This window comes from Pseudomonas sp. KH_021, from assembly GCF_057838865.1.
The window spans coordinates 3,811,384-3,827,646 of record NZ_CM174477.1; the positions used below are offsets into that span (position 1 = coordinate 3,811,384).

A 16,263-nucleotide genomic window follows, 5' to 3' on the forward strand; every position below is an offset into this window, starting at 1 on the left:
GGCGGCAGCGGCTACAAAGCAACCCGCTGACAAACCTGTAGCCGCTGCCGAAGGCTGCGATGCGTCCCGCCAGGGGCGCCAATGGGGATCTCAAGATTCTGCGACCGCTTTGCAGTCGATCGCAGCCTGGCGGCAGCGGCTACAAAGCAACCCGCTGACAAACCTGTAGCCGCTGCCGAAGGCTGCGATGCGTCCCGCCAGGGGCGCCAATGGGGATCTCAAGATTCTGCGACCGCTTTGCAGTCGATCGCAGCCTGGCGGCAGCGGCTACAAAGCAACCCGCTGACAAACCTGTAGCCGCTGCCGAAGGCTGCGATGCGTCCCGCCAGGGGCGCCAATGGGGATCTCAAGATTCTGCGACCGCTTTGCAGTCGATCGCAGCCTGGCGGCAGCGGCTACAAAGCAACCCGCTGACAAACCTGTAGCCGCTGCCGAAGGCTGCGATGCGGCCCGCCAGGGGCGCCAATGGGGGGCTCAAGATTCTGCGACCGCTTTGCAGTCGATCGCAGCCTGGCGGCAGCGGCTACATTGAAGCAACCCGCTGACAAACCTGTAGCCGCTGCCGAAGGCTGCGATGCGTCCCGCCAGGGGCGCCAATGGGGATCTCAAGATTCTGCGACCGCTTTGCAGTCGATCGCAGCCTGGCGGCAGCGGCTACAAAGCAACCCGCTGACAAACCTGTAGCCGCTGCCGAAGGCTGCGATGCGTCCCGCCAGGGGCGCCAATGGGGATCTCAAGATTCTGCGACCGCTTTGCAGTCGATCGCAGCCTGGCGGCAGCGGCTACAAAGCAACCCGCTGACAAACCTGTAGCCGCTGCCGAAGGCTGCGATGCGGCCCGCCAGGGGCGCCAATGGGGGGCTCAAGATCCTGCGACCGCTTTGCAGTCGATCGCAGCCTGGCGGCAGCGGCTACAGATTGAAGCAACCCGCTGTTGGTTTGTCAGCAGCCTGAAAGGACCCGAAGGTCCTTTTTTTCAATGGCTTACAGAATCCAGTGGAACGCTGCAGATCTATAACCGGATTCCCTTCAACTCAACTCGCTTTCCCGGATTAACTTCTTGTTGATCTTGCCCACACTGGTTTTAGGGATCTGCGCGACGAACTTGAACTGCTTGGGGATCGCCCATTTGTTTATCCGACCACTCTGAACAAACTGTTGCAGGTGAGCTTCGAGCATCTGTTGATCGACGTACTGGCCAGGTACGCACTGCACCATGGCCATGGGCCGTTCGCCCCATTGCTCGTCCGCAATGCCAACCACCGCGACAGAAATGACCGACGCGTGCTCGCTGATCAGGTTCTCCAGGTCCAGCGAACTGATCCACTCCCCGCCGGTCTTGATCACATCCTTGATTCGATCCTTGATGTGCACGCCGCCATCAGGGTCGATAGACGCGAGGTCTCCGGTGTGCAGCCAACCGTTGTGCCAAAGCTCAGCGCCCTTTTCAGGCTCCTTCAAATAGCCTTGGGTCAGCCAGGGGGCACGCACGACGATCTCGCCCAGGGATTCACCGTCGTGAGGAACGCTCTGCCCGCTGGCATCGATGATGTTCAAATCGACCATCGGTACGGGCATGCCCGTCTTGATTCGAGCAGGTAACTGCGCTTGTGTGGAGTGTTCAAGCTCCTCTGCGCGTAGGTAGCTCAAGCACAGTATTGGGCAGGTCTCGGACATTCCATAGCCGCTGTGCACACGAATGCCTTGGGCACTCGCTTGGCTTGCGATTGCCAAGGTCAGCGAACTGCCGCCCAGGAGCATTTTCCAGCCCTGCAAAGAGGTCTGGGCCGCTTCCTCGCACGCCAGGATCATTTGCAAAATAGTGGGCACGCAATGGGAAAACGTGACCTTCTCGTCTCGATACAGCCTGACCAGGCTATTGGGCTCGTAACGACCGGGGTACACCTGCTTGATGCCCATCAACGTCGCCACATAGGGCACGCCCCAGGCATGCACGTGGAACATCGGGGTAATCGGCATGTAAACGTCATCGGAACGCAACAGCGGCGCGCTTTGGTAGACGCCCAGAGTGCCCACGGCATTCAAGGTATGCAGTACCAACTGACGATGCGTGAAGTACACCCCTTTAGGGCTTCCGGTAGTCCCCGTGGTGTAAAACAGGGTCGCCACCGAGTTTTCATCGAAGTCCGGGAACTCGTATTCGGTCGCCGCCTGGGTCAGCAGGTTTTCGTACTCACCCAGCACCGGCAGGTGGGTGCCGGTCGCGATGTCGTCAGTGAGCTGGATGTAGCCCTTGACGGTACTCAGCTCGCCGTGGATCTGCTCGATCAAGGGCAGGAAATCGTCATGCACCAACACCAGGTCATCCTCGGCGTGGTTCATGGTGTAGAGCACCTGATCCGGGGCAAGACGAATATTGACCGTATGCAGTACCGCGCCAATCATGGGCACGGCAAAGAAACACTCCAGGTAGCGATGGCTGTCCCAGTCGAGCATCGCCACCGTATCCCCGGCCTTGACGCCGGCCGCCGTCAGCGCGTTGGCCAGCCGGTGGATCCGCTCGATCAGGGTCTTGTAGCTGTAGCGCAACTTGTCGGCATAGACGATTTCCTGCCCGGGCTCATATCGGACACCCGACAGCAGCAAGCTCTTGATCAGCAGTGGGTAGGTGTACGCGCCTTGTGCCGGCGCGATTATTTTGGTCTTCAGCATGGTTATTCTTCTTAATACTGTTGTTGAGGCGATTGCTTCGCTTGAAACACCGCGATCAGAACTTCGCCTCATCCAGCAGGTAAAGGCATTCACTGCCCGCCTTGACCGATGCGCTCAGCGACTGGATGCGCGGCAGCAGGCGAGCGAAGTAGAAGCGTGCGGTACCGAGTTTGCTGACGTAGAAATCATCTTCGGCCTGTTTGTCCAAGGCCGTTTTGGCCATCCGTGCCCACAGGTAGGCGTAAGCGGTATAACCGAACACCTGCAAGTACTCGACCGAGGCGGCGCCGATTTCGTTCGGGTTGTTTTGCGCCCGGTCCAGCAGCCAGGCGGTCAGTTCGTCGAGCGTCTGCAGCGCCGCATTCAGCGGCTGGGTGAACTCGTCCAGGTTGGCGCTGGCGGTCGCGGTGAACTGGCGAATCTCGTCGGCGAACAGTGTGTAGAGTGCCCCGCCGCTGCCCACGATCTTGCGCCCTACCAGGTCCAGCGCCTGAATGCCATTGGTGCCTTCGTAGATCTGCGTGATGCGCACATCACGCACCCGTTGCTCCTGCCCCCACTCGCGGATATAGCCATGGCCGCCGAAAATCATCTGGCCATGCAGGGTGGTTTCCAGCCCCATGTCAGTGAGAAACGCCTTGGCGACCGGGGTCAGCAGAGACACCAGCGCTTGTGCGCGCTCGCGTGTCGGTGCGTCTTCGCTGTATTTGGCCGTGTCCAGTTGCAAGGCCACATAACTGGAAAAGGCACGTCCGCCCTCGTTCAGGGCTTTCATGGTCAGCAGCATGCGGCGCACGTCCGGGTGCACGATGATCGGATCGGCAGCCTTGTCCTGGCATTGCGCGCCGGTCGGCGCACGGCACTGCAGGCGATCACGGGCATACTCGATGGCGCTCTGGTAAGAACGTTCGCCCTGCGCCAGGCCCTGGATACCCACACCCAGGCGCTCGTAGTTCATCATGGTGAACATCGCCGCCAGGCCCTTGTTCGGCTCACCGACGAGGTAACCCACAGCCTGGTCGAAGTTCATCACGCAGGTGGAGGACGCCTTGATCCCCATCTTGTGCTCGATGGAGCCACAGGACAGCGCGTTGCGCTCGCCCAACGAGCCATCGGCATTGACCATCACCTTGGGCACCAGAAACAGCGAAATGCCTTTGGGCCCGGCGGGCGCATCCGGCAGTTTGGCCAGGACCAGGTGGATGATGTTCTCTGCCAGGTCGTGTTCGCCGCCGGTAATGAAAATCTTGCTGCCGCTGATCTGGTAGCTGCCATCGGCCTGGGGCTCGGCCTTGGTGCGGATCAGCCCCAGGTCAGTGCCGGCATGGGCCTCGGTCAGGCACATCGAACCGGTCCAGAGGCCGGCATACATATTCGGCAGAAATTGCTCTTTCAGCGCTTCGCTGGCATGCGCGTTGAGCGACAGGCAGGCACCGGCCGTCAGCATCGGGTAGAGGCCAAACGACAAGTTGGCCGAGTTGACCATTTCCTCGACCTGGGCGGAGATCGCCTTGGGCATACCCATGCCACCGTACTGCGGGTCGCCACCGACCCCCACCCAGCCGCCTTCGGCAAAGGATTGATAGGCCGCGACATAACCCTCCGGGACGGTCACCGCACCGTCGTTCCAGGTGCAGCCTTGCTCGTCGCCGCTGCGGCTCAGCGGCGCGATGATACCTGCGCTGATCTTGCCGGCTTCTTCAAGAATCGCGGCAGCCGTCTGTTCATCGACCACCTCGGCAAGGCCGGGCAGTTGGGCCCATAGCTTGGACACCTCGAAGACTTCATTGAGGACGAAGCGCATATCGCGTAGGGGGGCTTTGTATTCAGACATGATTGGCTTACTCGGACATTGTAAGGGCATGACGCATGCCCATTTTTTGGGATTTTCGGTTTCACTGATCTTCTGTAGGAGCTGGGCTTGCCCGCGATGAACGCACCACGGTCCATCAGGCAAACCGCAGCGCTTTCATCGCGGCTAAAGCCGGCTCCTACAAGGTTCAACTCTGGCCCGCGCAACATGTAGGAGCTGGGCTTGCCCGCGATGAACGCACCACGGTCCATCAGGCAAACCGCAGCGCATTCATCGCGGCTAAAGCCGGCCCCTACAGGGTTCAACTCTGGCCCACGCAACATGTAGGAGCTGGGCTTGCCCGCGATGGACGCACCGCGGTTCATCAGGCAAACCGCAGCGCATTCATCGCGGCTAAAGGCTAGGCGCCCCCGCCGCTCCTACAAGGTTCAACTCTGGCCCGCGCAACATGTAGGAGCTGGGCTTGCCCGCGATGGACGCACCACGGTCCATCAGGCAAACCGCAGCGCATTCATCGCGGCTAAAGCCGGCCCCTACAGGGTTCAACTCTGGCCCGCGCAACATGTAGGAGCTGGGCTTGCCCGCGATGGACGCACCACGGGCCATCAGGCAAACCGCAGCGCATTCATCGCGGCTAAAGCCGGCTCCTACAAGGTTCAACTTTGGCCCGCGCAACATGTAGGCGCTGGGCTTGCCCGCGATGGACGCACTGCGGTTCATCAGGCAAACCGCAGCGCTTTCATCGCGGCTAAAGCCGGCCCCTACAGGGTTCAACTCTGGCCCGCGCAACATGTAGGAGCTGGGCTTGCCCGCGATGAACGCACCACGGTCCTGACTGTCTACCGCGGTGATGCTATCGCGACCAAGGTCTGCTCCTACAGGGTTCAACTCTGGCCCGCGTGTAGGAGTTGGGCTTGCCCGCGATGGACGCACCGCGGTCCTGACTGTCTACCGCGGTGATGCTATCGCGACCAAGGTCTGCTCCTACAAGGCTCAGCGTGGGCCCGCGCAGCAGGAAGTACGACAGGGCCGGGATCAGGATCAGCGCTCCCAGCATGTTCCACAGGAACATGAAGGTGAGCAGGATGCCCATGTCGGCCTGGAACTTGATCGGCGACCACACCCAGCACACCACGCCCGCGGCCAGGGTAATGCCCACCAGGCCCACCACCCGACCGGTGAAGGCCACCGCGTTGCGGTAGGCCTCCGCCAGCGACAGGCCTTGGCGCTGGTGATGCAGCTGCACGCTCAGCAGGTACAGCGCGTAGTCCACGCCGATCCCCACCCCCAGGGCGATCACCGGCAGGGTCGCGACCTTGACGCCGATACCCATCACCACCATCAACGCCTCGCAGAGAATCGAGGTCAGCACCAGCGGTAGCAGTGCCACCAGCGTGGCGCGCCAGCTGCGGAAGGTGATCAGGCAGAACAGCGTCACCGCCGCGTAGACGTACAGCAGCATGGTCCGGTTGGCTTCGCGCACCACGATGTTGGTCGCAGCTTCAATACCCGCGGTACCGGCGGCCAACAGGAACTGGCGATCCTCGGTGCTGTTTGCCTTGGAGAACTTGTCGGCAATGGCTACCACTTCGTCCAGGGTCTCGGCCTTGTGATCCTTGAGGAAGGCGATCACCGGCATCACCGAGCAGTCGGTGTTGAACAGCTCCGGCGAGTTGACCGAGGCCTGCTGCGCGGCGTAGTTGAGCACGTCCTGGTTGCGCTGGATGCTGTTGAGCTTGGGGTTGCCTTCATAAGTGCCGGCTGTGATCTGACGCACGGCGTTCACCAGCGAAGACGTCGCCTGAACCCCGGGAGACTGCTGCAGCTCCCAGGCCAGACGGTCGGCGAGGACCAGTGTCTTATAGTTCAGGCAACCTTCTGGCGCGGTCTTGATCATCACCGCGAACAGGTCGCTGGACAGCGCGTAGTGGCTGGTGATGTAGGCGTTGTCGCGGTTGTAGCGCGAGTCGGCGCGCAGCTCTGGAGCGCCGCTGTCCAGGTCACCGATCTTCAGGTGCAGGCTGACCATAAAGCCGCCAATGCCCATCAGTGTTGCCACCAGTACCGCGCCGGTTGCCCACTTGCGGGTGGTGAAGCGATCGAGCAGGTCCCACAGTTTGCCAACGCCTTTATGCCCGTCCGCCCGCGTATCGATCTTCAGGGCGCGTTCGGCCGCCTTGCGCCCGACGCCGATGTAGGACAGCGCCACCGGCATCAGCAGCAGGGAGGTGAAGATCAGCACGGCCACACCAATGCTGGCGGTGATGGCCAGGTCCTGGATCACCGGGATGTCGATCAGCATCAACACGGCGAATCCCACGGCGTCGGCCAGCAGCGCGGTGACCCCAGCAATGAACAGGCGGCGGAAGGTGTAGCGCGCCGCGATCAGCTTGTGGGTGCCACGGGCGATGTCCTGCATGATGCCATTCATCTTTTGCGCCGCATGGGACACGCCGATGGCAAAAATCAGGAACGGCACCAGCACCGAATAAGGGTCAATGGCATAGCCCAACCAGGCGACGATGCCCAGTTGCCAGACCACCGCGATCAGCGAGCAGCCCACCACCAGCAGGGTGCTACGCACGCAGCGAGTGTAGAAGTAGATGATCACCAGCGAGGTGACCACGGCCAGGCCGAAGAACATCATCACCTGAATCAAACCGTCGATCAGGTCGCCCATCAGTTTGGCGAAACCAATCACCCGCACCTTGTACGGGCCTTTGCCCTCTTCCCCGGCCTTGCGCGCGGCGCTGTCGCCAGCGAACTCGATCTTGTCGCGCAACTGCGTCTCAAGCATCTGCGAGAACTGCTGGTAGTTGATGCTCTGGCCTGTGGCCGAGGCCTTGTCCAGCAGCGGCACGATCAGCATGCTGGACTTGAAGTCGCTGGCCACCAGGCTGCCGACAAGGCCGGCACGGCTGATGTTCTGGCGCAGGCGCTCAATGTCCTCGGGCGAACCCTTATAGGTATCGGGCATCACCGGCCCACCCTGGAAGCCCTCCTCGGTGACTTCAGTCCAGCGTACCCCAGGGCTCCACAGCGATTTCATCCAGGTGCGGTCGACGCCTTCAGTAAGAAACAACTGGTCATTGGCCTGCTTGAGCACCTCCAGGTAGCCGGGGTCGAAAATATCGCCTTGGGTGTTTTCGACCACCACCCGCACTGAGTTGCCCAGGCCGCGCAGCGACTGGCGGTTCTCCAGGAAGTTCTGGATGTACGGCTGGCTCTGCGGAATCATTTTCTCGAAGCTGGGGCGCAGCTCCAGACGCGTGACGGCCATGTAGCCCAACACCAGGGTGACCAGCGTCATCAGCACCATGAACAGCGGCCGGTAGTTGAATACCAACCGCTCCAACCGGTTGCCGGAGCAGCGATCGAAGTCACGCAGCTCGCGGATCACCGGCATGGCGTCTTGTTTGATATTGCCCATGTCTGGGTACTCGCTCTAAATTTTCGAGGTCTTATTCGACGGACAGTGCCTGTACACCACGACTACCCACCAGCACCCGCGACCCATCAGCAGCCAAGGCGGCACCGGCCACGGGAGACGGATCCTGCTGCGCCAGCAACTGCAGCCGTGTATCGCCCGCGTGGCTGACCAGCGCGTGCCCGGCCTGGGTGAACAACTCGTATTGACCCTGGGCATTGACGAGGCCGGCCGTGATGCTGACGTGCAGGCCACTGGTCAGTGGGGTCCAGTGCTCGCCGCCATCGGTGCTGCGAAAGACGTTGCCGTTCAGACCATAGGCGAGCACTTCACCGGGCTTGCCGATCACGCCGAAGTAGCTGCCGCGATAAGGGGTTTGCAGAGCGGCAAAGCGTTGCAGGCGGTCGTCCCACTTGAGCAACAGTCCCTGTTCGCCAGCGATGTACAGTGCGTCACCGGTCGAGGCGATGGCATTGAGGTGAAAGCCTTGCGGGTTGTCGATGCGATCCTGAAAGGGCGTCCAGCTCTGGCCACCATCCTCGGTACGCAGGATCAGGTTGAACACACCCACCACATAGCCAAGCTTGTCGTTGGCAAACCACACGTCCAGCAGCGGCTTATCGGCGCCCTGCTCGATCAGGTTCTGGCCTTCAGCAACCAGCAGTGGCCATTGCTCGTTGGCAGGCTCGGCACTGGCCAACGCCGTGTAATGCTTGACCAGCAAATCGCCGATCTGGCGACCGTCGAGCTGCTTGCTCCAGGTGGCCCCGGCATCGCTGCTGTGCAGCACGACACCATCGTTACCGACCGCCCAACCCTGCTGTGCAGTCGGGAAAAAAACCGCCGTCAGATCACTGCTGAGTGGAACGCTGGCCTGCACCCAGTGCTTGCCCGCATCATCGGAATACAGAATATGGCCACGCTGGCCAACGGCGACCAGCCGCTCACCGGCGCGAGCGATGCCGATCAAGGGACTGCGCACGGCCAACGCACTCGGCATCGCCGGCAGGTCCAGCACATCAACAAAACTGGCCGCCTGAGCGGCACCTTGCAACAGCATTAGCATCGAGCACAGCAGCACCAGCGCGAACTTTTTCACGGAATCCATACCGCACCCTCTTGGAAAACGGCCGGGGGATCACAATCGATCGCCCCGCACTTCAGTCACCTGCTGCTTAGCGGATACCCGATCCCGCCAAGGCATCCGGCGCCCACTGCGCCTTCGACAGAGGCTCGATGTACTTGATGCCACCGTATGGGCCAACGATGCCATTGATGTTGTAGTTGCCGCCCACCAGGTCGTAAATCATGAACGGCGAGGTATCGGGGACCTGCTTGTCGTAACTCTGGCTGAGGAAGGCAAAGGAGCCCCGGTAGAGCTTGCCACTCGCGTCATACTGGTCAGAGGCCAAGGCGATCCAGCTGTCTTCATCCAGGTAGATACGGCGCTTGTGGTAGATGTGCCGCGAGCCGGACTTGAGCGTGCCCTCCACCACCCAGACGCGGTGTTTCTCCCAGCGCACATAGTCGGAAGCGATGTGGTTGGGGGTCGTCAATGCCTTGGCGTCCGTGGCGTAGGTCAGCTTGTAGGTGTTGTAGGGAATAATCATTTCCTGCTTACCGACCAGCTTCCAATCGAAGCGATCCAACGCCCCATTGAACACGAACGTATCGTCGTAAGTATTGGTACCGCCCGTACCGGGGTTAGGCGTGTCATAAGCCAGGTCCGGCGCCAGCTTGACCCGGCGCTGGCCAGGCAGGTACTGCCAGGCCAGGCGTGGTTGCGCCAGCGGGTTGGCAGAATCCTTGAGCATGATCGCCTCGCCCGCACGGCGCGCGGGGCCGGTGTAATACAGCTTCATCTGATAGAAGGTGTCAGTGCTGCTGATCAGCTTGGACATGTCTTCGTAGATTGGATAGCTCATGAACGACTTACCCGTGGTGGCCAGGGTTGGCACACCCGCCGCATCGACACTCCAGGAGTCATACTTGGAACTGAGACTGACCCCCAGGTAGCGCAACAGGTGGTTCCACATGGCCTCACTGCCCGAGGTCGGGATCGGGAACGGCACGCCGGGCAGTACGTTATCGATGACCAGGCCACCGTCGAGGGACTTGGCACCCGCGGCATTCTTCAAACTGTTGTCCAGCACCGCCTTGGGCAAGGCGACCGTACGGTGAGTCGGGTACACATTGATCTGGTAAGTGGGGTAACGCCTGGCCAGCTCCGCCGCGGTGGCGGTCAACAGGCCCTTGTACTGATCGACGTTTTTGCCATCAATGACTAATACCGGCTTCTCGTCGGCAAAGGGATCCGGGCGCATGCTGTCACCCGCCTTGAAGTTGGCTGGCGGGGTGGTCAGCCCGCCTTTGTAGGCTGGAATCGAACCATCGGCATTACCCGCCATCTCGGCGCCCACACCGGTCAGGGTGGTCCCCAATTTCGCCGCTTCCTGAGCCGATACAGCCGCCTGGGCCTGAGCGGCAATGACGGTCACCAGAGAGGCTGCCAGCACGCTGTTTATAAATCTCATCTGAATTCTCTCCACTTGTTTTTATAATCTGTGTGTCAATCAGAACGTGGTTTTGAACGAGGCCGTGACCATTCCGCGATCCTTCAGCAGAGGCGACAGGCCTGCCTGCGAAGTGATCTGGCCGGGGATGCACTGGTACAGGCCATTGGCCCCTGGGGTGTTGTTATCAAACCCGGTTTCACAGGTATCGAACGGGCCAAAGGAATCGACGTACTTAAGGTCGAATTTGTACTTCTGATAGATGTCCGCCGCGACGCCGATGGAGTAGCTGCCGGCATCTTCGTTGCCACCCAGCTGCACCGCCGAGTTGCCCTTCAGGCCAACGTTGTAGGCCAGCGGCATGGACATATCGACACCCGGGAACACCTGGAACCAGGTCGGCGTGAAGTTGGCCGCGAGGGTGTAGGCATTGGTATCGACCTTGTCGACGCCCCGGTAACTGGAGTCGCCCTTGAAGGTCTGCTCGCCCTTGTCGACACTGACCAGATGGGTCCAGGAGCCTTCAATGGCCAGTGCGGAGGCATCCCACAACGGGGTGTTGCCAAACGTCACCAGGCCGTTGAGTACGGCATGCAGCGTCTTGCCACGGGCTAACCCGGTTTCGCCCTTGCCCGGCATGGCACCAATAATGTTGGCGCCGTTGATCAGGCCCGCGCCTGCTTGTGCATCCAGGGTCGAGTTGACGGTGCTGAAGTTGCTCAGCAGCGGCATGTTCTCGCGATAGTTCACATCAAGACCGACGCTGACCGGCCCCGCACTCTTCGACAGGCTGATGCCGTAGATATCGATGTCATCGGCATAGGCGGTCATGTACTCGACGCCTTGCAGGCCCGACAAACCTGGCTGATGCAGGTTAGGCGCGTTGATCAGTACCGCCGGCATCGGGTCCGAGGTGTTGCGATAGTAGAAGCCCAGGGTGCCGTTCAGCCATTCTGGACTCCACTTGGCCATCAGCCCGAAGTCACCGGAGTTGTGCGGCTTGATGTCATGCCCGCGCGGTGCGCCGTAAAAAGCACCGGCCCCGCCCAGCAGCCCTGGCACTGGCAGCCAGAACACGTCAGCGCCCTCGCCCAGCATGTCGTAGCCGCCCATGTAGGTGCCACCCTCGGGCAGACGGGAGTTTTGGAACTCCAGGAAATACTGCGCGCCCAGTGTCAGTTCCGGATTGACCGTGAACGACATGGACAGCTGGTTGCGCGGCAGGAACAGTTCCTTGGTTTCGATGCCTGGCACGTTGTACAGCTTGGCAATGTCCAGGGCCGACTGACCGTAGTTGATACCGTTGGCCGCGTTGAACAGGGTTTCACCCCAGTACACGTTGTGCTTGCCCAGCTTGGCGCTGAACATCGACTCCTCGCCGACCTCGGTGCTGTAGAACACAAAGGCATCGAGGATTTCCCCGGAAGGCCCGTTGTAATAACGATCGGTATAACCGCTCAGCCCATGCTTGCGTGCAACGCGGCCGTTCAGCGAATCGCCGGGCTGAATCACACCGGCCGGACGCGCGGCCACCAGATTACCGGCATTGCCCGCCTGACCCGGGAACGGGTTGGAGCTTGAACCGACATCGTCATAGGCATGGTCATACCAACTCGCGGCACTGACACGAAAGCCCATGCTGTCTTGGTAGACCACGTCCAGCTCGGTCAACAGATCGACCCGCTGGCTCACGGCACTGCCAACACTGAAATTCTTGTCGCCGTCGTTGAGGTTGGCGGTGTTGGCGATCTTTGAGTTCTGACCTTCTACCCGTTGACCGACACTGGTCTTGAGGGTGTTATCGAAGCGCACGGCCCAGTCTTCACTATCACCGCTGAGCTCAAAGGCATGGGCGGTCGGCAGGGTGGCGAGCAGAATAGCTGTGGACAGCAAGCTGCGACGCAGGGGGCTGAGTCCTGTAGTGGTGCGCATTACGTTGTCTCCGCATTTTGTTTTTTTATTGTTGATGCTCACAACGACTCACACGGTCTTGGCGGTGATGCGAGTCTCTTTCAGGCAGTTTTATTCCTGGAGCCCGGGCAACAGCACAGTAAATTTCGCCTGCTCGGACCGCTTCCCATAAAGCGTCAGTCCGTCCTCTTTTGATGACAACGCGCTGAGGATCGATCAGGTAAATTTACCGACAAGTGCTTTTCAATTTGCGACCAAGTCTCTATAAAATGGCGGGCAGTAGCGACAGGGAGTCCTCACTTGTCCCCAATGGAAAAATGCACACCATGACCGCTCTAGTCCGATCCGCCGCACTGACCCATTACCTGGAAGTGACTCGCTATCTGCGGCTGAACGTGAACGCTCTGTTGGCCGAAGTGGGCTTGAGCCCTTCGCTCCTGAGCGATCCCGATCGACGCATCCCGGCCAGCGCCGCCATTCACCTGCTGGAGCAGTCAGCGCACCTGAGTGGTTGTGAAACATTCGGCCTGCGTATGGCCGAGCTGCGCCACTTATCGAACTTTGGTGAAGTGAGCCTGCTGCTCAGTCACCAGAACACGCTGCGCGACGCGCTGAAAGTCATTGTGCAGTACCGCCACACCATCAATGACTCACTGGCGATCTACATTGAGGAAGCCGGCAATACGGTGATCATTCGCGAGGAACTGGTCACCGAGATGGCCACCAACAACCGACAATCCATCGAGTTGGCCATCGCCGTGATGTATCGTTTTTGTGCAGCCCTGCTCGGCGCGCACTGGCACCCGAGCAATGTCTGTTTTACCCATGAAGCGCCAGCGGACCTCGCCGTGCATCGGCGAATCTTCGGCTGCAAGGTGGAGTTCGGCTGCGAGTTCAATGGCATCGTTTGTCCCACCGCCAACCTCGACGCCCCCAACCCCCTGGCCAATGCAGCCATGGCCCGACATGCGCAGCGCTACCTGGATTTACTGCAGGCCAAAGACGACCACTCCCTGACGCTCGATGTGCGTAAATCCATCTACCTGCTGCTACCCATGGGGCGCGCCACCATTGAGCAGATTGCCCAGAGCCAGGGCATGAACGTGCGCACCCTGCAGCGCCGCCTGGAAGAAGACGGCGCCAGTTTCAGTGACTTGATCAGCAGCGTGCGCCGCGACCTGGTGATTCGCTACCTGGAGAACCCCGGCAACTCACTGGGACGGATCAGCGACATGCTCGGCTACTCCATGCCCAACTCATTCACTCGCTGGTTCATTTCCCAGTTCGGCATGACGCCCGCGGCCTGGCGCAATAAACACAAGATCGTGCCGCGCAAGGAAAGGCAGATAACGCCTCCCGCTGCCACCTGATCGGCACAGTACCTGTCACGGCGAAACCTCAAGCGCAGGGCCAGGTGGCGTTTCATCGACCTGCTCGCCCTGCGGGCGGGCAATGTCATCGAGGTAGTAACGCCGGGTGTAGAAGAACACTGCAGCCGCCCCGATACTCATCAGCGGCACCAGCTGGAACGCCCCGTGCAGACCGATAAGATCGGACACCTTGCCCGTCAGCAAAGGCCCCGGCGCCAGGCCGAGCAGGTTGTTGGCCAGGGTCAGGGTGGCGAACGCGGTGCCATGCACCGAAGAATGGGCCAGGTTAGCCACCATGGCACCACTGGTGCCGTTGGTGCCCGCTACAAGCAATGCACCCAGGCCGATCAGCACCAACTGAAGGGGCCCTGTCGGCAGTGCAAACGCCAGCGACAGTAACAAGCAACTGCCCAGGCAGTAGGCAATCGACAGGTCGATCTTGCGCAGCGGTGCATGCCGGCTCAAGCGATCGCTGAGCATGCCGCACAGCACCGTGCCGACGCCGCAGCACAGCACGATGATCGCCGCGGTGCCGCCAGACTTGGCCTCGTCCATGCCGTAATAGCGGTTCAGGTAGCTGGGCAGCCAGACCATGACGGTGGCAGTCACGAACATCTGCAGGCCGCTGCCCACATACGCACCAATCACCGAACGGGTGTTGTACAAGCTACGCAGGGGACGCTTGACCGCTGCTTGTTTTTTGTTGGCCGCCAGGGCCGGGCGCTGCGGGGAAATCCGTGCTTCCTTGACGATCAGCGGATACAACGCCGCGAGCAACAAGCCAAACAGCGCCATGCTGGCGAACGACCAGCGCCAACCCAACTTGGCCGCGATCGCGCCGCCCAGGGCGATGCCCAGCACGGAGCCGACGATACCGCCCGCCATAAAGGCGCTGGCCAGGGTGGCGCGCATGCTGCGAGGGAACACCGACACCACGACCGCGATGCCGACGCTACCGTAGGCCGCTTCGCCGACGCCGACCATAAAGCGCGCAACCAGCATGTGCTGGTAGTTTTCTGCCAGGGCGCAGCCCAACGTCGCCAGGCTCCAGAGCAAGGCCATCAGTGCCAGGCTCTTGACCCGGCCATAGCGGTCGGCCATCAGTGACAGGGGAAAAGTCAGGAGCCCGACCATCAGGGCGACAATGCCACTGAGCAAGCCAAGCTGACTGTCGCTCAGTGCCCACTCGCCCTTGAGAATCGGGAACACGGCATTGAGCACCTGCCGTGACATGTAATCGGAAATCAACAAGCCAAAGGTCAGCGCAAACACAATCCACGCGTACCCGCGCGCAATGCCGGCCGAACTATCCACTTCATCGCCCACTGTATCGTGGTGAAAGGCCATGCTGCCTCCTCGGCGTCCAGCACCTGTTTTGTTATTGTTTTTTGTCATTCCCGACCCGCGCAAGGCAGGTCGGGGCGGGAAGCCATAAGCCTCCCGTCCCGCGCCCCATCAGCCGCGCTGCGGCACACCTTTCTGGCCCGGCTTGCGGTTCGGCGCCATGCCATTGGCCAACAGGGTTTCTTCAACGGTGTCGTACTGCACGCCGATCCGGTAGATGTCGCGCGCTTCTTTACCGGTGGCGATTTCGCGGCCCAGCTCGTGAGCGATGCGCACGGTTTGCTGGATCTGCTGCACGGAAGAGAAACGCTTGCCGTGCTGATCGATAATGGTGTCTTCGTTACCCACCCGCGGATGCAAGCCCATGGCCAGGGCCATGGTGTTCAGTGGCAACATGTTCTTGAGCAGCGACTCAGAGGTGAGCGTGCAGCCATCGGGTACGCGATTGATGAAGTTGATCATGTTCATCGGGTTCGGGCCCTCAAAACCACCCCCAATGCCGATCCAGGTCAGGTTCATCGGGCCCCTGTAAATACCCCTGCGCACCAGGCGCTCAAGGGTTTCGAGGGCATGGATACCGGTCAGCTGGAAGTGCGGTTGGATATTGCTGGCCTGCAGGCGCTTGAGGTGCTCGGCCACCCAGGCTGGGCCGGCCGGTACGGTCATTTCGCTGTAAGCGGCCTTGGTGGCAGGGTTACCCAGCGAGGTGCCCTCAATGTATTCGTCAAACAGCAGCTCCATGATGTTCATTTGCGTGGTGTTGATCGCCACCGTGACCTGATCCGGCTTGGGCGACAAATCCGCGAGCATGTGCCGAGTGTCGTCGGACAGCCACAGGGCTTCCGCACCTTCGCCTTCAGGGGCAAAGGAAATCGAGCCACCGACCTGAATGATCATGTCCGGCACGGCTTCACGCACACCACCGATCAGTTCGTTGAACTTGGACAGGCGCTTGGAGCCCTTGCCGTCCAGTTCACGTACGTGCAAGTGCAGCACCGTGGCGCCTGCTTCATAGCAGTCGACAGCTTTCTGCACCTGCTCGTCCATGGTCACCGGAATGTCTTCCGGGAAATCTTCCGGCATCCACTCTGGGGCGTAAGGGGCGACGGTAATCACCACCTTTTCCATGTTTTCCGGGTGCAGCGAATCGTCGAAAAACTGCATTTTCGTCTCCTTTTTTATGGTTGCCCGTGCGACAGGCTTTGCGCACGGG

At 60.7% G+C, this 16,263-nt stretch carries 10 protein-coding genes; 1 reads left to right on the plus strand and 9 read right to left on the minus strand.

What is annotated here, in order from left to right; genetic code table 11:
* Positions 1-1,028: 1,028 nt before the first annotated feature.
* From AC3IX4_RS17620 to AC3IX4_RS17650, 7 genes are all read right to left on the minus strand, one after another.
* Positions 1,029-2,672: a fatty acid--CoA ligase gene (locus AC3IX4_RS17620; RefSeq protein WP_489256690.1), complete on the minus strand. Its 1,644-nt coding sequence runs from the start codon at positions 2,670-2,672 to the stop codon at positions 1,029-1,031.
* Between the two features lie 55 nt (positions 2,673-2,727).
* Positions 2,728-4,506, minus strand: coding sequence for an acyl-CoA dehydrogenase C-terminal domain-containing protein (locus AC3IX4_RS17625; protein WP_489256691.1), 1,779 nt, complete (start codon positions 4,504-4,506; stop codon positions 2,728-2,730).
* Positions 4,507-4,878: 372 nt separating this feature from the next.
* Positions 4,879-5,373, minus strand: a complete 495-nt coding sequence (locus AC3IX4_RS17630) for a hypothetical protein (protein ID WP_489256692.1) — start codon at positions 5,371-5,373, stop codon at positions 4,879-4,881.
* Positions 5,339-7,915 (minus strand): efflux RND transporter permease subunit, encoded by a 2,577-nt coding sequence (locus tag AC3IX4_RS17635; protein WP_489256693.1) that lies wholly within the window; start codon positions 7,913-7,915, stop codon positions 5,339-5,341. Before AC3IX4_RS17635 ends, AC3IX4_RS17630 begins: the two co-directional genes overlap by 35 nt.
* A gap of 31 nt (positions 7,916-7,946) precedes the next feature.
* Positions 7,947-9,020, minus strand: coding sequence for a YCF48-related protein (locus tag AC3IX4_RS17640; protein ID WP_489256694.1), 1,074 nt, complete (start codon positions 9,018-9,020; stop codon positions 7,947-7,949).
* 67 nt (positions 9,021-9,087) lie between these two features.
* Complete coding sequence (locus AC3IX4_RS17645) at positions 9,088-10,446, minus strand: DUF1329 domain-containing protein (protein WP_489256695.1); 1,359 nt, start codon at positions 10,444-10,446, stop codon at positions 9,088-9,090.
* Between the two features lie 39 nt (positions 10,447-10,485).
* Positions 10,486-12,357, minus strand: a complete 1,872-nt coding sequence (locus AC3IX4_RS17650) for a DUF1302 domain-containing protein (protein ID WP_489256696.1) — start codon at positions 12,355-12,357, stop codon at positions 10,486-10,488.
* Between the two features lie 305 nt (positions 12,358-12,662).
* Between AC3IX4_RS17650 and AC3IX4_RS17655 the strand changes: the two genes are divergently transcribed.
* Positions 12,663-13,706 (plus strand): AraC family transcriptional regulator, encoded by a 1,044-nt coding sequence (locus AC3IX4_RS17655; RefSeq protein WP_489256697.1) that lies wholly within the window; start codon positions 12,663-12,665, stop codon positions 13,704-13,706.
* Positions 13,707-13,721: 15 nt separating this feature from the next.
* Here AC3IX4_RS17655 and AC3IX4_RS17660 read toward each other — a convergent pair whose 3' ends face one another.
* On the minus strand, positions 13,722-15,053 hold the full coding sequence (locus tag AC3IX4_RS17660) for an MFS transporter (protein ID WP_489256698.1): 1,332 nt from the start codon (positions 15,051-15,053) through the stop codon (positions 13,722-13,724).
* A gap of 108 nt (positions 15,054-15,161) precedes the next feature.
* Positions 15,162-16,214, minus strand: coding sequence for a beta-keto acid cleavage family enzyme (locus AC3IX4_RS17665; RefSeq protein WP_489256699.1), 1,053 nt, complete (start codon positions 16,212-16,214; stop codon positions 15,162-15,164).
* Between the last annotated feature and the right edge of the window lie 49 nt (positions 16,215-16,263).